Genomic DNA, 20,769 nt, shown 5'->3' on the forward strand with positions numbered 1-20,769 from the left:
ATAAGGGCGGAGATCTTGGTACGATTACAAGGGGACAGATTCCTGAATTGGAAAATGCTGTTTTTGACGGAACTGTTGGCGAGCTTAAGATCGTGACCACACAGTATGGTGTTCACCTGATCAAAATTGAGAAACAGGTTGGGAACTCAAAAGTAGCTAAACTGGCTTATATAGAAAAAAGCCTGGTGTCGAGTAACAAAACAAGGGATGCTGCCTATAAAAAAGCAAGCAATTTCCTAACCGAAGTAAAAGAAGGAAACTTTACTGATCTTGCTCAAAAGAAAGGTTATACGGTTGGTGTTGCAGATAAAATCACTCCTACTCAGGGCTTTGCCCCGGGTTTGGACAATCCGCGTCAGCTCATCCGTGACGCTTATGCAGCCGAAAAAGGAACTGTGCTTGATCAGGTATATCAGATGGACAACGCATTTGTGATTGCACGTCTGACTGACATCAAACCTAAGGGTACTTTGTCTCTTGAGGCGGTCAAAAAAGAAATCGAACCAATGGTTCGCAATGCGGTAAAGGCTAAAACCTTGTCTGAGAAAATTAACAAAGCACTGTCGGGTTCAGGTAATATTGACCAGGTTGCTCAAAAATTAGGAAAAACCGCCGCCCCGGTACAGAATATCGTTTTCAGTAATCCGATCATTCCAGGGCTTGGTCAGGAAAATAAAGTGGTAGGAGCAGTTTTTGGAGCACAGCCAGGAAAGATTTCTAAACCTATTGAAGGAGAAAGTGGTGTTTATGCCTTTGTTGTTGATGGATTTACCAATCCGGCACCAATGGCCAATACCTACAAACAGAAAGAAACCATGATCCAGGCAGCTGGTCAGCGTGCATTAGGTGCAGCTTTCCAGGCATTGCAGGATAAAAGCAAGATAAAAGACAATAGGGTGAAATTCTATTAATCTTATTTTACGTAATTTTGTAGCCGGAAGTAATAACTACTTCCGGCTTTTTATTTTACAGGCTATGGAGATTCAGGAAAATTTTGTCAATAAGGTAGCTGCCAGCGGGTTAATCACCTTCAATCTGGAAGAGTACCTGCATACGGGAGAAAGAGTTGTTTATGACATCAAGGATAATCTTTTTCATGGTTTGATGCTGAGAGAAAAGGATTTCAGGGAGTTTGTAAAGACCCACGACTGGCAAAGCTATAAAGGGAAAAACGTAGCCATAATTTGCAGTGCGGATGCGATAGTACCGACCTGGGCTTATATGCTGCTTGCCAACAAGCTGAAACCTTATGCCAATGAAGTGGTATTTGGAAGCCTGGAGACCCTTGAAACCGTATTGTTTTCAAAAGCTTTGGCTAAAATAGACCTTAAGGCTTTTGAAGGGGAGCGTGTTGTGGTAAAGGGCTGCGCAGACATTGACCTTCCGGTATCGGCCTATGTAGAGATCACCAATCTGCTAAGCCCGGTTGTGAAGAGCATCATGTATGGTGAACCCTGCTCTACGGTGCCCATTTATAAGCGAAAGGATTAATTGGATTGTTTTTTGTATTAGCTTAGGTATGAGAAAGTTATTGTTGGTTATCGTTGTAGTATTCCTGAGCTTTAAATCATTTGGACAAGAGCTTCCTTTTGTCAAAGAGGCGGTATTTAGGCCTGGGGAAGTACTAACCTACAAATTAAAATATGGTTTCATTACTGCTGCAGAAGGAACGCTGAAAGTTTTGCATACCGATCTGAAGTTTGACGGCAAACCAACTTTGAGGTTGAGCGTGGATGGGCAGACATCGGGTACCTTTGATGTTTTTTACAAGATCAGGGACCATTATGATTCCTATATAGACATCAATAATCTGAAACCCTATTTTTACCAGGAAAACATCAGGGAGGGAAGTTACCGGAGGCAAGATAAAGCGAGGTTTAGCCAGACTGAAAAGAAGGTCGTTGCTACCAAGGGCACTTTCACTGCACCAACCATGCAGACCTTTGATCTGGTTTCATCCTATTATTTTGCCCGGAGTCTTGACATTTCTAAAATGAAAATCGGTGATTTTGTGAAGCTGAATTATTTTTTGGGAGATGAGATCAGTCAGCTGGAAATCCAGTACCTGGGCAGAGAGGTGATCAAAACGAAGCTGGGCAAGATCAGGTGCCTGAAATTCAGCCCTTCTATAAAACCGGGACGAATCTTTAAAAAAGACAGCAGGTTGTATCTTTGGGTTTCGGATGACGGGAATAGGGTGCCCCTGAAGGCACAGGTAGAGATACTCGTGGGTTCCGTAATCATGGAAATAAAGTCTGCAGATGGACTGCAGCAGCCGCTGGAGATCATAAAATAAAAGAAATGATAGAAGTACAGAATACCCTGGTCCATGAGGACCTGATCACTGAGCATTTTGTATGCAATTTGAATAAATGCAAAGGGATCTGCTGCGTGGAGGGAGATGCCGGGGCCCCTCTGGATGTAGCTGAAACAGCGATATTGAAGGAAATCTATCCTAAGATCCAGCATTTGCTGGAAGAAAAGGGGATAGCAGCCATTGAGGCGCAGGGAACTTCGGTTGTGGACGCTGACGGAGACCTGACCACTCCATGTGTGGATGGAAATAAAGAATGTGCTTATGTGACTTTTGAAAACGGGATCACCAAATGTGGTATCGAAAAAGGATATGAACAGGGCCTGATTGACTGGCAAAAACCGATTTCCTGTCACCTTTATCCAATAAGGGTAACTCAATATCCTGAATTTGAAGTCTTGAATTATGACAGGTGGCACATTTGCCACGATGCCTGTTCGTTTGGACGGGAACTGAAAGTCCCCGTTTATCAGTTTTTGAAAGGTCCGCTGATCAGAAAATATGGAGAACAATGGTTCAAAGAATTGGAAGATAATGTATCTTCATAGCGTAAATTAACAAACCCCCTATACATTGAAAGGAATAATTTTAGCAGGCGGAAGCGGCACAAGGCTGCACCCTTTGACCCTGGTAATGAGTAAACAAATGATGCCGGTTTATGATAAACCGATGATCTATTATCCGCTATCTACGCTGATGCTTGCCGGCATCAATGAGATCCTGATCATTTCCACACCCCATGATCTTCCTAATTTTGAAAAGCTGCTGGGCGACGGAAGCAGCCTGGGCTGTAAGTTTTCTTACGCAGTACAGGAACAGCCCAATGGCCTTGCGCAGGCATTTGTAATCGGTGCAGATTTTATTGGCAGTGACAAAGTCGCCCTTGTGCTGGGCGATAATATATTTTACGGCGACGGGATGGCCAAACTGCTGCAGTCCAGCGCTGACCCTGAGGGGGGGGTAGTGTTTGCCTACCGGGTTTCAGATCCGGAGCGTTATGGCGTGGTAGAATTTGACGATCAGAAGCAGGCGATATCGATTGAAGAAAAGCCGGTAGCTCCTAAATCGGATTATGCGGTTCCGGGTCTTTATTTTTATGACAATTCAGTTGTTGAGATTGCCAGGAACATCAAGCCCTCACCAAGGGGCGAATACGAGATCACAGACGTGAACAAGGTTTACCTGGAACAGGGCAGGCTGAAAGTAGGTGTTTTAAGCAGGGGTACTGCCTGGCTGGACACTGGCACTTTTGCCTCTTTGATGCAGGCCGGACAGTTTGTACAGGTGATCGAGGAGCGGCAAGGTCTGAAAATTGGAAGCATAGAGGAAGTGGCCTACCGGATGGGATTTATTGATAAGGAACAGCTGAGAAAGATCGCTGAACCTCTGGTTAAAAGCGGATACGGCGCATACCTGTTGAAGCTCATTAAGTAGATGCCAAAATTGCTGAGTCTTTTGTAAATTACAGAAAACTTTGATGGTGTGATTTCAGCTTTCTTTGGATATTGAGGAAATCAGTTCCATCCAAATAATCTGTAATATCATATCATGAAGCAAAAATCTTTTTTTCTTTTAATCCTAATATTGCTTGTCCATGTCTTCGCATTTGGACAGCATGATCCAAAAGCATTAAAGGACTGGCAGGACCAGAAATATTCCATGTTTATACACTTTGGTGTTTATTCAGAACTCGGCGGTGTATGGAAGGGCAAGCCTTCTTACCGAAATGTGAGCGAGCAGATCCAGGCTCATGCCGGTATTTATACTGATGAATATGAAGAAGTCGCGAAAAAGTTTAACCCGGAGAAATGGAGCCCTGACTCTATAGTATCTCTTGCAAAAAGGGCAGGTATGCGCTCTATTGTGATCACATCCAAGCATCATGATGGGTTTTGCATGTTCAAAACAAATACCACTGATTTTAATATTGTCGATTTCAGCCCTTACGGGAAGGATGTGCTTAAGGAGCTTTCGGAGGCTTGTAAACGCGGTGGCTTGCGGTTTGCGCTTTATTTTTCTCTGATCGACTGGCATTTTCCGCAAGCTTCCCCTATATCGGGCAGTAATTCAGATTACATTACACCAGAGCATTTTGAACTGAATAAAAAGCAGATTACGGAATTGCTGACCAATTATGGGCCGGTTTCTGAACTTTGGTTTGATATGGGGTCGCAAAGTGCAAAAGAAAGCAGGGAACTGAGGGACCTGGTTCATAAGCTGCAGCCTGATTGCATGATCGGAAGCCGGATAGGTAACGATATGGGTGATTTTAACGTAATGGGCGATAACCAGGAGCCTGATTATGTCATTGGTGTGCCATGGCAGTCGCCGGCATCTTTTTTTGATGAGACCTGGGGCTACCGGTCTTTTCAGAAAAGGGGCAAAGAAGAGGATAAAATAAAAGAAAAGCTGAAAAGTCTGATCCAGGTGACGAGTCGCGGGGGTAATTTCCTCTTAAACATCGGTCCGAAGGGTGATGGGACTGTTGTTGAGTTTGAACGGGATGTGCTGCTGAGCATTGGCAAATGGCTGGAGAAGAATAAGGAAGCCATCTATGGCACTGATCCGGACCCTTTTCATATTTCCTTTAAATGGGGGAACCTGACCAGCAGACCAAATAAGATTTACCTGCATTTGTTGTCTGTGCCCGAAGAGGGTCTGATCACTTTACCGGGTTTGACTGGTAAGATTAAAAATGTCACTGTTTTGGGAGAGGGTTTAAGGCCTAAATACAGCCAAAATGCTGAGGGGGTTAAAATTACTGTTCCAGCCGGATTGGATATTGCAAAGGAATATAAGGTAATTGCCATTGAGTTTGCGAATGGTTTTAAAGTGCCGCCTGCAAACATTATTGCGGACAAGGTAAAGCCGTTGATCTTAAACAGCCACAATGCGTTTAAGCATTATAGCAGTTCGGGTATTGATTACAGCAACCGCTATCAGAGTACAGTGAAAGAGTCATGGTCGCTCAGCCCTGTGAAAAATGAGACTTTAACTCCTGTTGTGTACTTTACAGAGAATGAAAAGGAAAAATCAATTGATCTTGAAATTAACGGTAAGGTTTCGGTTGTGGCGTTAAAGGGTGGCGATTCAGAAGATCTGAAAAATGATCCTGCGGCAATTACCTGGGGGCCGTTGTATCAATCGGGTAGTTATTATTCCGGCCCGGGTGGCGTGCATGGCAATCTGAAGGATGTAGATGTCAGTAAGCCGTGGCCTGGTGATAAGGGCGTGGTATGGGAGAAGCGGGCTGACTGGAAGAACAATGAGACTTATGAAGTTAAAGCAGATAAGAACACGGCCACTTATCTTTTGCAGGAGATCACTGCTGATAGAGATCAGCCGTTTTTGGTAGGGATTACTTCTGGTGATGCGGTCACTGTTTCTTTGAACGGACACATCCTGGATGAACATAACAATCCGTTTAAGGTAAAAATGATGCACGATGTGATTCTTTTGCCGCTGAAGCAGGGTAAGAACCAGTTGATCGTCAAGTTCTATAATGGGTTTGAGAAAAGCAGCACGATTGGGATTGCCACTGACGTAAAGCAGGTAATTTATCATAAGACGCTGAAACCGCTTTCTGTTGAAAAGGGGCGGTACTATTCGGTCAGCTGGCAGTTGCATAATCCGCTGTCTCCGCATACGACATTGGGCTTGCCAAATGTGAGGTTGGAGTTGAAGTAGCATTGAGGTGAGCGAGGGAAAGGCAAGGAGCTTAGCTTTCAGAAAAAATATACTTCTCCTCTCAGGCTGCATCTTTTTAGGCGCACTGAAGAAGTGCGCAAAAAAGCGCTTATGCCTATTCGGAAAAGTATATTTTTTCTGAAAGCAGGGAGCATAAAACGCAGGGAGGTAAACATAGCTTATTGAAAATAGAGTATTTCTGAACGAGCTTATTACGCTGGAAAAGGTATGCATCCAATTTGGAAAGAAACTTAGTGTCTCAGAACAGGCATAACCAGGTTTGCACCGGTTCTTCACCGGGGCCTAAGCTGGACAGCCTGTGAAGAGATCACTCAGTTTCTCTGCCAAAATCACTTAATGATTAGATAAAATGTCAAAACAATTAACACAGGAATTTACGTCCTTTGAATAACCAAATTCAAAACCAATGACAAAGAACAGCTATTTGTTTCCCTTTATCATGATCACCTCACTTTTCTTTATGTGGGGATTTGTCCATAACCTGGATCCGATCCTTATTCCGCATCTGAAAAGGTCATTTAGTCTGACTACACTTGAAGCATCTTTAGTAGATTCGGCTGTATTTATCGCTTATTTCCTGATGGCTTTGCCTGCCGGATTTATCATGAAAAAATATGGGTATAAAGCTGGGATCATTTTTGGTCTTATTTTGTTTGCACTCGGTTCGTTTTTATTTATACCAGCAGCGAATACTCAGGCATATTCTTTTTTTCTGGGAGCATTGTTCATCATCGCTTGCGGACTCACCATATTAGAGACGGCAGCAAATCCCTATGCGTCGTTATTGGGACCAAAGGAGACCGCAACATTCAGGCTGAACTTTTCACAGTCATTTAATGGACTGGCAGCTACCCTGGCGCCGATTATAGGGGCAAGGATTATCCTGATCAAGGGAATATCTGACGAGGAGCTGAGCACCATGAGTACCTCTGCCCAGCAAATGGCATTGGCGGCTGAAGCATCTTCCGTAAAGACACCTTATCTGGTTTTGGGAAGCATCATCCTCGTCATAGCTGTCATATTTATTTTTTTGAAACTACCGGAGATTAAGGAGGAAGAAACGACTGGAGAAAAAAGGGGGATTCTGCATGCATTAAAACACAGACACCTTAGCTGGGCGGTAGCTGCACAATTCTTCTATGTTGGCGCCCAGGTTTGTGTGATGAGTTTGTTTGTACTGTACGCTACTGAGGCTGCAGGAATTACTAAAGTGCAGGCTGCTGATTATTTGGGCTACGGTATGGGACTGGCATTTCTGACGGGCAGGATAATCGGGACCCTTCTGATGAAATTCATCAAGGCTGAGCGGCTTTTGGTGATTTATTCGATATTGTGTGTAATACTGAGTGCCTCCGCCATGTTCACTGGAGGTCAGGTAGCTTTATTCTCGGTGATCGGCATTGCCTTTTTTATGTCTATTATGTTTCCTACTATATTTTCCCTTGGTATTAAAGACCTTGGGGTCGATACTAAATATGGCAGCAGTTTGATCATCATGTCGATTGTTGGCGGGGCTATTCTCCCGCCGGCTATGGGTTATATCAGTGATCTGATCAGTATTCAGATTGGGTATATTGTGCCGCTGGTCTGTTTTGTGGTGGTACTGTTTTTTGGAATTACAGGGCATAAAGTGATTAAAACGAATGAATTGAAATAAATGAAAAGATACTGTTTGACCCTCGACCTGAAGGACGACCCCGCGCTGATCAGTGAATACGAGGAATACCATAAGGAAATCTGGCCTGAGATCAGGGCCAGCATTACGACTTCGGGCATAGTTGATATGGAAATTTACAGATTTAGCAATCGGCTTTATATGATAATGGAAGTAAATGACGAATTTAGCTTTGAGAAAAAAGGAGCGATGGATGCGGGAAATGGAAGGGTGCAGGAATGGGAGACATTGATGTGGAAGTATCAACAGGCTGTTCCAGGTGCAAAGGCCGGTGAAAAATGGGTGTTGATGGATAAAATATTTGAATTGAATAAATAATGTCAGAAATAACAAATAAGAAATTTTTACAGATCCATCCGGATGATAATGTGCTGGTTGCTTTACAGGACCTGAAAAAAGGTGAGGTAGTGGTGTGGAATAACGGTGTCATTACCCTGCAGGATGAAGTGAATGCCAAGCATAAATTTTTCATCAATGAAATGCAGGTCGGGGATGAAGTGTTGATGTATGGGGTTTTAGTAGGGAAGGCAACAGCTTATATTCCGAGAGGCGGGAGAATGACCACAGAAAACATCGATCATGCCTCACAAGACTATGCCTACGGGGATGTGAACTACAAATGGCAGGCACCCGATGTTTCTGCTTTTGAAGGCAGGACTTTTAACGGGTATCATCGCGGTGATGGAAAGGTTGGGACGGCCAACTACTGGTTGTTCATACCTACTGTATTCTGTGAGAATAGGAATATGGATGTCATTAAGGAAGCGCTGCACAATAACCTGGGCTATACAGTAACTGATAAATACAAACAGTTTACCAGGCAGCTGCTCCACGCCTATCAGGATGGCGAGGCTATTGAGTCGTTTCATGCGGATCAGCTGGGCCTGGCAAATCCTGTTGCCAACAGGGTTTTTAAGAATGTGGATGGCATTAAGTTTCTGAACCATCAGGGCGGATGCGGGGGCACAAGACAAGACTCCCAGGTGCTGAGCAATTTGCTGGTTTCTTATGCGGATCACCCGAATGTGGCCGGTATTACCCTGTTAAGTTTGGGCTGCCAGCATTTGCAGACAGGCGATTTTTTAAACGATCTCCGCAAACGGAACCCGAATTTTAAGAAAAAAGTATTGGTTTTTGAGCAGCAGCTGAGCCAGAGTGAAGAGCAGATGATCGAAGATGCGATCGTACAGACTTTTATCGGGCTGACAGAAATTAATAAATTAGAAAGAAGACCTGCACCGCTGAGTGAGCTGTGTGTCGGGGTGAAATGTGGCGGCAGTGATGGCTTTAGCGGTATTTCTGCGAATCCATCAGTCGGGTATACCTCGGACCTGCTGGTTGCATTGGGCGCAAAAGTACTGCTTGCGGAATTTCCGGAACTGTGCGGGGCGGAACAAAATATCATTGACCGCTGTGAGAGCCAGCCGATTGCTGAAAAGTTCATCCGTTTGATGCGGGACTATGATGCGCAGGCCCATCTTGTGGGCTCAGGTTTTCATATGAACCCTTCGCCGGGAAATATTAAGGATGGTTTGATCACTGACGCAATCAAAAGTACTGGTGCGGCAAAAAAGGCGGGTACTTCACCAGTGGTGGATGTGCTTGATTATACTGAACCGGCAACTAAACCGGGACTGAGCCTTGTTTGTACTCCGGGCAATGATGTGGAAGCGACTACGGGTAAAGCTGCGAGCGGCGCAACTCTGATCTTGTTTACGACAGGTCTCGGTACTCCCACAGGAAACCCCATTTGTCCGGTAATTAAGATTTCAACCAATACGGCCCTTGCGACTAGAATGGGAGATATTATTGATATTGATACCGGTGCGGTGATCAGGGGGGAGAAAACCATTGAAGAAATGGGGACAGAAATTTTGGAGTATTGTATCAAAGCGGCAAGCGGCGAAGTTATTCCCAAAGCAGTTTTATTGAATCAGGACGATTTTATCCCATGGAAAAGGGGCGTTTCATTATAATTAAGCATATATGTTCAGTTTAAAAGGAAAATCAGCAGTGATCACCGGTGGAGGCAGCGGGATCGGAAGAGCGATAGCGGTGCTTTTCGCAAAACAGGGTGCGGTGGTGCACATCATTGAAGTAAATGATGAAGCAAGCACCGGTACGATTGCAGAGATCAATAAATTTAACGGAGAGGCGATTGGTTACAGATGTGATGTGACCAGCCAGCAGCAGGTTGTCGATATCTTTAACAAGATTGGAACCATTGATATTTTGGTCAATAACGCGGGCATTGCCCATATTGGCCGGGCAGATAATACTTCTGAGGAAGACTTTACTAAAGTATTTAATGTAAATGTGAAGGGTGCTTACAATTGCCTGTTTGCTGCAATTCCCCTGATGAAAAAAACGGGAACAGGTGCTGTTTTAAATATGGCATCTATTGCTGCTATTGTGGGCATTACGGACCGCTTTGCTTATTCAATGAGTAAGGGCGCTATTGCAGCGATGACTTTATCGGTGGCAAGGGATTACATGGCAGATGGCATCAGGTGCAACAGCATTTCTCCTGCGAGGGTACATACGCCTTTTGTGGATGGTTTTATTGCTAAGAACTATGCCGGGCAGGAAAAAGAAATATTCGAGAAATTATCAAAGAGCCAGCCGATAGGCCGCATGGGCACATCTGAAGAGATTGCCTCAATGGCCTTATATCTATGTTCAGATGAAGCCGGCTTCATTACGGGAAATGATTATCCGGTAGACGGTGGATTTGTTAAATTAAACAACTAAAACAGTACAAATGAAATTAATCAGATGGGGAGCGGCCGGTCAGGAAAAGACTGGTGTTATAGTCAATGAGACCTGGTATGATACTTCTGCCTTCGGCGGGGATTACAACGAGCAATTTTTTAATGATAATGGTCTGGCAAGACTAGAGGAGTTTGTAAAAGCCAATGAGGGCTCACTGACTGAGATCCCGAAAGACACGAGGCTGGGTTCACCGGTCGCACGTCCTTCTAAGATCGTTTGTATAGGTTTGAACTATGCGGACCACGCCCGCGAAACGAATGCGGCCATACCGCCGGAACCGGTTATTTTTATGAAGTCGACTACAGCGCTGACGGGTCCGTTTGATGACATCATTATCCCTAAGAATTCTGTAAAAACAGACTGGGAGGTTGAGCTTGCTGTAGTGATCGGCAAAAAAGCGTCTTATGTGGAGGAAGCTGATGCACTGGACTATGTGGCCGGATATGTGCTGCACAATGATGTTTCAGAACGCGAATTTCAGATCGAAAGGAATGGGACCTGGGATAAAGGAAAGGGTTGTGATACTTTTGCCCCGCTTGGCCCATTTTTGGCCACTCAGGATGAAATCAGTGATGTCAACAACCTGAGATTATGGCTTACAGTCAACGGCAGGAAGATGCAGGACGGGAATACGTCCAACTTTATATTTAATGTGCCGTTTGTGATTGCTTATGTGAGCCAGTTTATGACCTTGCTGCCAGGCGATGTAATTTCTACAGGAACACCTGCGGGCGTGGGCCTTGGCTTTAACCCGCCGGTATACCTTAAAGAGGGAGATGTGGTTGAGCTGGGCATTGACGGCCTGGGTACTTCAAGACAGGTGCTGAAGAATTATGTTAAAAATTGATTCACACCAGCATTTCTGGAAGTTTGATGAAGTAAGGCACAGCTGGATCAATGAAGAGATGGCGGCGATCCGGCGGGATTTTATGCCTGCGGACCTCGGCCCGTTACTTGAAGAAAACGGCATTGATGGCTGTGTTGTAGTGCAGGTAGACCAGACACCTCAAGAGAATGAGTTCCAGCTTCGGAATGCTTCGGATCACGATTTTATTAGGGGTGTAGTGGGTTGGGTGAACCTTCAGGCGGAAGACATAGAAGACCAGCTGCAGGAATTGAAGGGCCATAAAAAACTGAAAGGGTTCAGGCACATCCTTCAGGGCGAGACCGACCGTGCATTGATGCTGAAACCTGCATTTTTAAACGGGATCAGCAAGCTAAGGGATTTTGGTTTTACTTATGACATTCTTATTTTTCCGGATCAGCTTAAGTATGCGGCGGAGCTGGTGAGTCAATTTCCGGATCAGCCTTTTGTACTGGACCATATTGCCAAGCCTGATATTAAAAACAAGGAGATAACCGAATGGAAACGGGGCATCCAGGAACTGGCAAAGTTCGAGAATGTGTATTGCAAGGCATCAGGAATGGTGACCGAAGCCGACTGGAAATTATGGCAGCTTAAAGATTTTACACCTTATCTGGATGTGATTTTTGAAGCATTCGGCGCAGGGAGGGTAATGTTTGGCTCGGACTGGCCGGTAAGTCTTGTGGCTGCAAGTTACGGACAGGTGATGGGCCTTGTAAAAAATTATATATCGAAATGTTCTGCAAATGAACAGGAGCTGTTCTGGGGTGGTAATGCAACCAAATTTTACAATTTAAAATAAGCAACAATGGATCTGCAATTGAAAGATAAAGTGGTAATCGTAACGGGAGGTGCTAAAGGGATTGGTGAAGGTATAGTTAGGGTTTTGGCCAGGGAAGGCGCCATTCCGGTAATTATTGGCAGGAAGGAATCGGATAATTTAAAGGTGGTTGATGACATTAAAACCAATGGGGGAAATGCTTTTCAGGTAGTAGCTGAGCTGACCAGGCCTGAGGACAATGAGCGTGCGGTAAAGCAGGTGCTGGAACAATTTGGCAGAATTGATGGCCTGATCAACAATGCGGGGGTTAATGACAGCATTAGCCTCGAAAACGGCACCTACGAACAGTTTATACATAGTCTGCATAAGAATGTAGTTCATTATTACCTAATGGCACATCATGCCTTGCCGGCTCTTAAATTGTCTAAAGGGGCAATAGTAAATATTGGGTCGAAAGTAGCGGATACCGGGCAGGGCGGAACATCAGCTTATGCGGCATCTAATGGCGGCAGAAATGCGCTGACCCGGGAATGGGCGGTCGAGTTATTGCCGTATGGCATCAGGGTAAATGCGGTGATTGTTGCAGAATGCTATACGCCTTTATACGAAACCTGGATAAAGACATTGCCCAATCCTGAAGAAAAGCTTGCTTCTATTACTTCAAAAATACCTTTGGAGCAGAGAATGACGACGGCAGAAGAAATTGCTAATGCTGCAGTATTCTTGTTGTCAAATGCTTCAAGTCATACAACTGGGCAACTGGTTTATGTGGATGGTGGTTATACACATCTGGATAGGTCGATTAGCCCAAGTTAGCTGACCCTTGTTAATTTTATAAATCTGGTTAATTTTATAAATTAACAAAAAATACAAAGAATTACTCTAAGGCCGGACCTTGCGCCCTGAAGAGAGGCACAATCTCCCACGCCTTCTCGTAACACTTTGTATTTTTTGTTTTCAGGGCGCATACCTAGCCGCGGAAAAGGTAGGCGCTTAGTAAAAATTCAGCTTCTCAGAGAAAGCATTAGCTGGGATTTTGCGCAACCTGTCCCGAGTTTACCTCGGGAGCTTTGGCAGCTCTAGCTTTCGAAGAGAATGCTTAATTTTTCTAAATAGCCCTGACTTAGGCGATAAGTAAATACTAAATGGCTTTTGTCTCTTCCTTTAAGAATGTAGCTTCATCATCAGTAAGCAACGGACTCAGTGTTTCAAAAACAAGCGCATTATAATCATTCAGCCATTCGATCTGATTTGCTTCCAGCAATTCCTTCTTCACAATTTTCGTACTGATCGGCGCTATGGTCAAACATTCAAAAGCATAAAACTCGTTGAACTCATTAGTTACATCCTTAATGGTATTGACCAGGTTCTCTATTCGGATGCCATGCTTTCCCGGACGGTAAATCCCTGGTTCCACAGAAGTGATCATACCAAGTTCTACAGCGACCGGGGTAGCAGTTGCATTAAATACCTGCGGACCTTCATGAACATTTAAAAAATAACCTACACCGTGTCCAGTACCGTGACCATAATTGATGGCGTGGTCCCATAGCGGCTTGCGCGTAATGGCATCTATTTGATAACCGCAGGTACCTTTAGGAAATCGAACTTTACAGCCGTCAATCATCCCTTTGAGCACTAAGGTATAGTCGATACTTTCTTCTTCTGTATTATTGCCCATTGGAATAGTACGGGTAATGTCCGTAGTGCCATAAAAATACTGGCCGCCTGAATCCACTAAAAACAATCCCTCTGCTTTCACTCCCGAATTGCTTTCTTCAGTTGGCCCGTAATGCGGCAATGCGCCATGTGGCCCGTAAGCGCTGATCGTAGTGAAACTGTCTCCCACAAAACCCTCCTGCTGTGCCCTGAACTTATGCAGTTCGCCGGCAGTTGAAAGTTCGGTGATTGGAGTTTTGCCGATGTTTTCAGAAAGCCATTTTAAAAAACGGGTGATCGCAACGCCGTCCTTTCGCATGGCAGTGCGGGTATTGGCCAGTTCGGTTTCATTTTTTATGGTCTTCAGATTGGTCGAAGGATTGGTCTCTTTAATAATCCTGACTGAAACAGGCAGTATTTTCGTGTAGGCAAAACAATTTCTTTTAGGGTCTACGAGAATGGTGTTATGATCAGGAAGATGTTTGAGTGCATTTTCTATTTCTTCGTATTCAAATACTTCAACACCGCTTTTCAGCAGAATTTCTTTTTCATCAGCGGTTAACTTGTCCGGGTTGATGTATAATTTGGCATGATCCTGATTAATCAGCGCGAAACTCAAAACTACCGGGTTGTAGCTAACGTCCTTACCACGGATGTTGAAGAGCCAGGCGATATCATCGAGAGAAGATACCAGGTGATGATCCGCATTGCTGGCAAGCATGGCCGCCCTGACCTGGGCAAGTTTGCTGCTTACGGATTGACCGGTGTATTTTTCATCGATCAGGAATGCTTTTTCTGCAGGCAGCGCTGGTCTGTCTTTCCATATCGGGCTTAAATAATCTTTATCTGTAATACTGATCCCCTTTAAGGACAGCTGCTGAGTGAGCAGATCTCCCAAAAGCACAGAGACCAGTTTTTCATTGCTGGCGACTATAGCGCCTTTGCCGAGTTTTTCAGTGAGCCATTTGATGTATTCAGCGGCATGCTGGACTTTTTGTCTGACCAGTTCAAAACCGCTGTTTTCCAGCTGCTCTGCAGCCTGTTCAAAATAACGGAAGTCCGTCCATAGTCCTGCAAAGTCATGTGTGATCACCAGTGTTCCGGCTGAACCGGTAAAACCTGAAGCAAAAGGAATGCATTTATAATGGTCAGGCAGGTATTCACTGATGTGCGGATCGGCAGAGGGAATGATGTAGGCCTGCACATTGTCGGCCTTCATTTGATTACGTATGGCGCTCAGTTTTTCAGTATAAGTCATGTCTCGTTTTTTATGTTTTGCACAAATCTATGTATTTAATATTTTATCTGCCGGAGGCAATATGCGCTAATATTTGTTAATTTTAAAACTGTATGAAGAGACTTTTATTGCTGCTGCTTTTTCCTGTGGCGGCATTTGCACAGAAAACAGAAGACCTGACCAGATATGTACAGCCTTATTCCGGGACTGCGGCGTCTACTACCAAAGGGGCCCTGAAACATGGGAGCGGAACCGAGCTGAATGCCAATACGATTCCCGGTGTGGGCATTCCTTTTGGTATGATCCAGTGGACACCGCAGACGCAGACCGGGGAGACGAAATGCAACCCTCCTTATTTATACCGTGATACAAAGATCAGCGGATTTAGAGGCACGCATTGGTTAAGCGGTTCCTGCGTTCCGGATTATGGCAGTTTTACGATAATGCCGGTAACGGGAAAACTCAAAACTACTGTTGCGGCCTATGCTGCGGAATTTTCACATCAGGACGAAATCACTACTCCATATTACTATAGCGTTACATTGCCTGCTGATCAGCTAAAAACAGAATTAACGGGAACAGCCCGCTGTGGTATGTTGCAGTTTACTATGAATAAAACGGATAGCTTGTACCTGCTGATCGTGCCAAATAGTGATAAGGGCAAAGGTTTTGTTAAGATAGACAGGACCAGAGGGGAGGTTGTTGGTTATAATCCGGCTTACAGGATCTACCAGGGAAGCGGCAATCCTGCGGGGTTTAATGGCTGGTTTGTCCTACAGGTTGACAGGGTATCTGCCACGGGCGGCGTTTTTTCCGGCAGCGGACTACTGCTTCAGGACAGTATATTAAATCAAAAAGAATCAGGAGCTTACCTGGGCTTCAAGCTCAATAAGGGCGAGCGGCTTCGCATCCGCATCGGGACTTCCTTCAGCAGTTTGACCGGGGCACGGAAAAACCTTGAGGCTGAAATTAAGACCTGGAAATTTGATGAACTGGTAAAGCAGCAAAAAGAGGTCTGGCAAAAAGCGCTGGCACAGATCAAAGTTAAAACCTCCGTAGAGAAAGACAAAAGGATTTTCTATACGGCCTTTTACCACACGCTTCAGCATCCGCGTCTGTTTAATGATGTGGACGGTACCTACCCCCGGTTTGCGGGTCAGTATGAATTGTCGAAGCTGGACAAAGGCAACTATTATGACGATTTCAGCATGTGGGATACCTACAGGGCACAGCTGCCTTTGTTTGAGATCCTAAAACCGGATCTGGTCAATGATTTTGTTGCTTCAATGATCATCAAAGGCCAGCAGGGTGGCTGGATGCCTATTTTCCCATGCTGGAACAATTATACGGCTGCCATGATCGGTGACCATGTGACCTCTTTTATTGCTTCCGCTTATTTAAAAGGCATCAGGGGATATGACGTCAATGAGGCCTATCGCCTGATGCGGCAAAATGCTTTTGAGCTTCCTCCTGCTGCCGATTATCAAAATGGGAAAGGCAGGCGGGCATTGACCTCTTATCTCAAATACAATTATATCCCAACGGAAGATGATGTACCCTTTGCCTTTCACCGAAACGAACAGGTGAGCCGGACACTCGAGTACGCTTATGATGATTATGCACTGGCGATGATCGCAAAGCCTCTTGGAAAAACTGCTGACTATGAGGAGCTGATAAAAAGGGCGTCGAATTATAAGCATGTATTTGATCCTTCTGTAAACTCAGTTCGCGGCAAAAACGCCGACGGGACCTGGATCGGTAATTTTAAGGCTGATGAAAAATCGTCTTTTATAACAGAGGGTACTCCCAGGCAATATTCTTTTTATGTTCCTCAGGACATTCCCGGCCTGGCCAAATTGATGGGCGGACCAGCAGGATTGGAGAAAGCACTGGATACACTGTTTGAAAAAAATGAATACTGGCATGGCAATGAACCCAGTCATCACATTGCGTTCTTATACAATTATACGCCTTCACCATGGAAGACACAGCGTGTGGTGCGCCAGATCATCCGGGATGAATACAGTGACGGCCCTGGAGGACTGAGCGGAAATGACGATTCGGGTCAGATGTCTGCCTGGTACGTTTTTGCCAGCATGGGCTTTTATCCGGTGAGTCCCGCTTCAGATCAGTACATGATTTGTTCGCCTTTATTTGATGAGATAGAAATCAGCCTGCCGGAAGCCAAAAAATTAAAGATCACTACCCGCAGGACCGCTCCCGAATCCATCTACATCAGGGAGATCAGGTGGAACGGAAAAGTATATGCCAAATATGACATCAGTCATGAGATGCTGATGAAAGGAGGGAATGTGGAAATTTATCTTTTTAATTCACCCGGCAGATAACCAAAGTGTTTTTTGAAAGCTTTTGAGAAATTGTAGGGTTCATTATAGCCCATGGTATAGGCCACTTCATAAATGGTGCATCCGGAATCCAGGAGCATTTGTCGGGCGTAATCCATCTTCAATTCATTCAGATATCCGAAAACAGTGAGTCCGAATAGCTCTTTAAATCCTTTTTTGAGCATAAACTCGTTGAGGCCTGTCTCGCGTGCAATGCCGCTTAAAGTTAAAGGGTCAAACATTCTTTGTTTGATGAGCTGCCTTGCGGCATGCAGCTTATCGATATTGTGGCGTTCCATTTTCAGCGGTTTTTGCCCTTTTAAGTTTTCTGCCTGTTCTGCCTGCAGCAGAAATAGCTCGATGATCTTGGACTCAAAAAACAATTGCTTCATGTTGCCGGTATAGACACAGTTTTGCATTTCATTGATCAGCGACTGCTGTCTTGGCGTGACCGGCAGCGCATGCTCAGAAAGATCGGCCGCTTTTCCTGAGTGTACCTTATCCCAGAATCTTTTCAGGCAGTCGAGATCGGCAGAATACAATCTGCGAAAAAAAGGCTCATACAGGGAAATTCCGAAATTCCTGATCTCGGGACTGCTTAATGCATAATACCCGTCAAAGCCCGGAACAAAGGACAATACATGTTCGTTGTCGTTGAGCACATACTTATCTTTACTGTTCAGCTCCCATGCGGAGCTTTGTCCCTGCAAAGAAAAATACATGGCTAATGTGGGCGTTTCATGCTGCTCCCGCAGGGTGATTTCCCGCTCCTGCCTGCTGTTGGCGGCGAAGATGTCGGCCCCCTCTATTCTGATCTCGCTGAGGCGCATGAAACCTGACGTACCGATTTCGTCAGTATATTGGACCTCACAGTGTTCGGTCAGATTAGCGAAAATTTGGGTATTTAATTCCTTGTCATTCATGTACTTAGGCGATGATGTTTAGAGACAGGTATGAAAGCGAATCTAGTAAAATTTTACCTTTTAAAAGAAAAAGTCAGGAAATAAATCCTTTTTGCATGGTATATTATCCTTTCCTCAGGGGTAGGCGGAACCCAATTATATTCAAATTTGTTTGTTAAGGAATTATTCTTTTTATGAAGCAGGAGTTTATAGTCATTAAAGGTGCCCGCGAGAACAATCTCAAGAATGTTTCCCTTCGGATACCAAAAAGAAAGATCACTGTATTTACCGGGGTATCTGGCTCCGGAAAGTCATCCATTGTCTTCGAAACAGTTGGCGCTGAGGCGCAGCGGCTGCTCAATGAAACTTTCTCGACCTTTATCCGCAACCGTCTCCCTAAACACGGGCAACCCGATGCGGATGCTATTGAAAATCTTTCTACTGCCATAGTGATTGACCAAAAGCGTCTTGGTGGAAATTCCCGGTCCACTGTTGGCACCGTCACCGATATTTATGCGGTGCTGCGGTTGCTGTTTTCGAGGATAGGGAGACCCTTCATCGGATACTCTAATGCGTTTTCGTTCAATGACCCTTCAGGCATGTGCCCCGAATGCAATGGTCTGGGTGAAACCGTAAGGCTGAATATGGATAAGTTCCTGGACAAGTCAAAATCTTTGAATGAAGGGGCGATCCTGTTTCCGGCATTTTCGGTAGGCAGCTGGTACCTGAATACCTATCTCTATTCCGGATTGTTTGACAATGACAAGAAACTGGAGGATTACAGCGAGGCCGAATGGGAGATCTTGCTGCACGGGAAAAGCAAAAAAGTGCCCATGATGCACGATAACCTGCCCATTAACGGAAAATTTGAAGGACTGGCCGATAAATTTAACCGGATGTACATCCAGCGGGATACCAGTGTCCTTTCTGAATCTGTGCGGAGTACACTCGAGCGCTTCATCGTCTTCGCGTCATGCCCCTTGTGTAAGGGTACCCGGCTGAGCCAGGCTGCCCTTGGCTGTAAGATCAATGGCCATAACATTGCGGAGCTTACACATTTGCAAATTGATGAACTGATCCGGGTCATTGCGGAAATTGACGATTCCATCGCCGTTTCGATGACCTCGGCACTGATCACGCGTTTACAGCACCTGGTCGATATCGGGCTGGAGTACCTGAGCCTGGACCGGGAAACCAGCAGTCTGTCGGGCGGAGAGTCACAGCGGATCAAAATGGTGCGGCATCTCGGCTCGAGTCTGACCGACATGATCTACATATTTGATGAGCCCAGTATCGGTCTGCATCCCCGTGACGTACACCGCCTGAACGAGTTGCTGATGCAGCTTCGTGATAAAGGGAATACGATCCTGGTGGTGGAGCATGACCCTGAAGTGATCGGCATTGCAGACCACGTAGTGGATGTTGGTCCGCATGCGGGGGCACATGGCGGAGAGATCGTCTATGAAGGAACAGTGGCGGGACTGGCCCGGGCCAAGACACTGACCGGAAGATTTCTGAGCCATCAGGTCCCTATAAAACAAACATTCAGACAACCTACAGGGCAGCTGATCATCAGTGATGCGGCATTGCACAACCTCAAGAATGTGACGGTATCTATCCCAACCGGGGTTTTTACAGTTGTGACCGGCGTGGCCGGATCCGGAAAGAGCTCGCTGATCAATGGGATATTTGTGAAACAGCATCCTGAAGCGGTCATCATCGATCAGTCGGCAGTAAGCACTTCCATCAGGTCGAATCCGGCAACCTATACCGGGACAATGGATGACATCCGTAAGCTGTTTGCCAAAGAAAACGGGGTAAGCCCTTCTTTATTCAGCTTTAACTCCAAAGGCGCCTGTCCAAACTGCCAGGGTACGGGTTTTATTTTTACAGACCTTGCGTTTCTGGAGCCTGTGAAAACTGTGTGTGAGATCTGCAATGGGAAGAGGTTTAAAGAGGAAGTGCTCCGGTACAAATTAAAAGGCAAATCCATTACTGAGGTTTTGGAGATGACTACCGAAGAAGCCGTTGATTTTTTTGACAAAAAAGACCTGAAACGCAAATTGCAGGCCATCCACGATGTGGGCCTGGACTACCTCACTCTTGGTCAGCCATTGAGTACGCTTTCCGGCGGGGAGTGCCAGCGCATCAAGCTGGCCAGTAACCTGCATAAAGAAGGGAGTATTTATGTGCTCGATGAACCTACAACCGGGCTGCACATGTCTGATACCGGGCACCTGCTGGAGATCATGAACAGGCTGGTAGATGGCGGAAATTCGGTGATTGTGATAGAACATAACCTGGATGTGATCAGAAATGCGGACTGGGTCATTGATATGGGGCCTGAAGGTGGCAAAAAAGGAGGAGAAGTCATTTTCACAGGAACACCGGCAGATCTGTTAAAGGCCCGTGGTTCCTTAACCGGACAGTATTTATCACGGCAAAATGTATAAAAAAGAAGAACAGATCTTAAATGACGTGATAAGCCCTTTATTTGTCTCAATCACCCCC

The 20,769-nt window shown here is 45.3% G+C and carries 17 protein-coding genes; 15 read left to right on the forward strand and 2 right to left on the reverse strand.

The genetic code is table 11. The annotated features are described in order from the left end of the window. The 13 genes from VK541_RS00005 to VK541_RS00065 form a co-directional block, all read left to right on the forward strand. Positions 1-911 (forward strand): peptidylprolyl isomerase (locus VK541_RS00005; protein ID WP_324365607.1); only part of this gene is annotated, 911 nt, incomplete at its 5' end. 64 nt (positions 912-975) lie between these two features. Beyond that, positions 976-1,491 carry a DUF2480 family protein gene (locus tag VK541_RS00010; protein WP_324365609.1) on the forward strand — a complete coding sequence of 172 codons (516 nt, stop codon included), beginning with the start codon at positions 976-978 and terminating at the stop codon, positions 1,489-1,491. A 28-nt stretch (positions 1,492-1,519) separates the two neighbouring features. Then, positions 1,520-2,296, forward strand: coding sequence for a DUF3108 domain-containing protein (locus VK541_RS00015; protein WP_324365611.1), 777 nt, complete (start codon positions 1,520-1,522; stop codon positions 2,294-2,296). A 5-nt stretch (positions 2,297-2,301) separates the two neighbouring features. Next, positions 2,302-2,862 carry a DUF3109 family protein gene (locus VK541_RS00020; protein WP_324365613.1) on the forward strand — a complete coding sequence of 187 codons (561 nt, stop codon included), beginning with the start codon at positions 2,302-2,304 and terminating at the stop codon, positions 2,860-2,862. A 25-nt stretch (positions 2,863-2,887) separates the two neighbouring features. Then, positions 2,888-3,748 (forward strand): glucose-1-phosphate thymidylyltransferase RfbA, encoded by an 861-nt coding sequence (rfbA, locus tag VK541_RS00025; RefSeq protein ID WP_324365615.1) that lies wholly within the window; start codon positions 2,888-2,890, stop codon positions 3,746-3,748. 114 nt (positions 3,749-3,862) lie between these two features. Then, positions 3,863-6,001 (forward strand): alpha-L-fucosidase, encoded by a 2,139-nt coding sequence (locus tag VK541_RS00030; protein ID WP_324365617.1) that lies wholly within the window; start codon positions 3,863-3,865, stop codon positions 5,999-6,001. Positions 6,002-6,428: 427 nt separating this feature from the next. Further along, positions 6,429-7,679 (forward strand): L-fucose:H+ symporter permease, encoded by a 1,251-nt coding sequence (gene fucP, locus VK541_RS00035; protein WP_324365619.1) that lies wholly within the window; start codon positions 6,429-6,431, stop codon positions 7,677-7,679. Beyond that, the gene (locus tag VK541_RS00040; RefSeq protein WP_324365621.1) at positions 7,680-8,015 is read left to right on the forward strand and encodes an L-rhamnose mutarotase; all 336 of its coding nucleotides are present in this window, start codon (positions 7,680-7,682) and stop codon (positions 8,013-8,015) included. It abuts the gene before it with no gap. Then, positions 8,015-9,673 carry an altronate dehydratase family protein gene (locus VK541_RS00045; RefSeq protein WP_324365623.1) on the forward strand — a complete coding sequence of 553 codons (1,659 nt, stop codon included), beginning with the start codon at positions 8,015-8,017 and terminating at the stop codon, positions 9,671-9,673. Before VK541_RS00040 ends, VK541_RS00045 begins: the two co-directional genes overlap by 1 nt. 10 nt (positions 9,674-9,683) lie before the next feature. Further along, the gene (locus VK541_RS00050) at positions 9,684-10,448 is read left to right on the forward strand and encodes an SDR family oxidoreductase (protein ID WP_324365624.1); all 765 of its coding nucleotides are present in this window, start codon (positions 9,684-9,686) and stop codon (positions 10,446-10,448) included. Between the two features lie 10 nt (positions 10,449-10,458). Continuing rightward, positions 10,459-11,316 carry a fumarylacetoacetate hydrolase family protein gene (locus tag VK541_RS00055; RefSeq protein ID WP_324365627.1) on the forward strand — a complete coding sequence of 286 codons (858 nt, stop codon included), beginning with the start codon at positions 10,459-10,461 and terminating at the stop codon, positions 11,314-11,316. Then, positions 11,303-12,136, forward strand: a complete 834-nt coding sequence (locus VK541_RS00060) for an amidohydrolase family protein (RefSeq protein WP_324365629.1) — start codon at positions 11,303-11,305, stop codon at positions 12,134-12,136. Before VK541_RS00055 ends, VK541_RS00060 begins: the two co-directional genes overlap by 14 nt. A gap of 6 nt (positions 12,137-12,142) precedes the next feature. Beyond that, positions 12,143-12,931: an SDR family oxidoreductase gene (locus VK541_RS00065; protein ID WP_324365631.1), complete on the forward strand. Its 789-nt coding sequence runs from the start codon at positions 12,143-12,145 to the stop codon at positions 12,929-12,931. A gap of 325 nt (positions 12,932-13,256) precedes the next feature. On the opposite strand, the gene VK541_RS00070 is transcribed toward VK541_RS00065, so the two are convergent. Then, the gene (locus tag VK541_RS00070) at positions 13,257-15,032 is read right to left on the reverse strand and encodes an aminopeptidase P family protein (protein ID WP_324365633.1); all 1,776 of its coding nucleotides are present in this window, start codon (positions 15,030-15,032) and stop codon (positions 13,257-13,259) included. A gap of 92 nt (positions 15,033-15,124) precedes the next feature. Between VK541_RS00070 and VK541_RS00075 the strand changes: the two genes are divergently transcribed. Further along, a complete protein-coding gene (locus tag VK541_RS00075; protein WP_324365635.1) occupies positions 15,125-17,359 on the forward strand; it encodes a GH92 family glycosyl hydrolase in 2,235 nt (744 codons plus the stop codon). Here VK541_RS00075 and VK541_RS00080 read toward each other — a convergent pair. Next, a complete protein-coding gene (locus VK541_RS00080; protein ID WP_324365637.1) occupies positions 17,332-18,279 on the reverse strand; it encodes an AraC family transcriptional regulator in 948 nt (315 codons plus the stop codon). The genes VK541_RS00075 and VK541_RS00080 overlap by 28 nt on opposite strands. Before the next feature lie 173 nt (positions 18,280-18,452). Here VK541_RS00080 and VK541_RS00085 point away from each other — a divergent pair, with 173 nt between their 5' ends. Then, a complete protein-coding gene (locus VK541_RS00085; protein WP_324365639.1) occupies positions 18,453-20,711 on the forward strand; it encodes an excinuclease ABC subunit UvrA in 2,259 nt (752 codons plus the stop codon). Positions 20,712-20,769 lie beyond the last annotated feature (58 nt).

This window comes from Pedobacter sp. (genome assembly GCF_035317785.1).
GTDB lineage: Bacteria > Bacteroidota > Bacteroidia > Sphingobacteriales > Sphingobacteriaceae > Pedobacter.

Coding starts and splice junctions, on each gene's coding strand:
- VK541_RS00010 (WP_324365609.1), top strand. CDS start 976: ATGGAGATTCAGGAAAATTTTGTCAATAAGGTAGCTGCCAGCGGGTTA.
- VK541_RS00015 (WP_324365611.1), top strand. CDS start 1,520: ATGAGAAAGTTATTGTTGGTTATCGTTGTAGTATTCCTGAGCTTTAAA.
- VK541_RS00020 (WP_324365613.1), top strand. CDS start 2,302: ATGATAGAAGTACAGAATACCCTGGTCCATGAGGACCTGATCACTGAG.
- VK541_RS00030 (WP_324365617.1), top strand. CDS start 3,863: ATGAAGCAAAAATCTTTTTTTCTTTTAATCCTAATATTGCTTGTCCAT.
- fucP (WP_324365619.1), top strand. CDS start 6,429: ATGACAAAGAACAGCTATTTGTTTCCCTTTATCATGATCACCTCACTT.
- VK541_RS00040 (WP_324365621.1), top strand. CDS start 7,680: ATGAAAAGATACTGTTTGACCCTCGACCTGAAGGACGACCCCGCGCTG.
- VK541_RS00045 (WP_324365623.1), top strand. CDS start 8,015: ATGTCAGAAATAACAAATAAGAAATTTTTACAGATCCATCCGGATGAT.
- VK541_RS00050 (WP_324365624.1), top strand. CDS start 9,684: ATGTTCAGTTTAAAAGGAAAATCAGCAGTGATCACCGGTGGAGGCAGC.
- VK541_RS00055 (WP_324365627.1), top strand. CDS start 10,459: ATGAAATTAATCAGATGGGGAGCGGCCGGTCAGGAAAAGACTGGTGTT.
- VK541_RS00060 (WP_324365629.1), top strand. CDS start 11,303: ATGTTAAAAATTGATTCACACCAGCATTTCTGGAAGTTTGATGAAGTA.
- VK541_RS00065 (WP_324365631.1), top strand. CDS start 12,143: ATGGATCTGCAATTGAAAGATAAAGTGGTAATCGTAACGGGAGGTGCT.
- VK541_RS00070 (WP_324365633.1), bottom strand. CDS start 15,032: ATGACTTATACTGAAAAACTGAGCGCCATACGTAATCAAATGAAGGCC.
- VK541_RS00075 (WP_324365635.1), top strand. CDS start 15,125: ATGAAGAGACTTTTATTGCTGCTGCTTTTTCCTGTGGCGGCATTTGCA.
- VK541_RS00080 (WP_324365637.1), bottom strand. CDS start 18,279: ATGAATGACAAGGAATTAAATACCCAAATTTTCGCTAATCTGACCGAA.
- VK541_RS00085 (WP_324365639.1), top strand. CDS start 18,453: ATGAAGCAGGAGTTTATAGTCATTAAAGGTGCCCGCGAGAACAATCTC.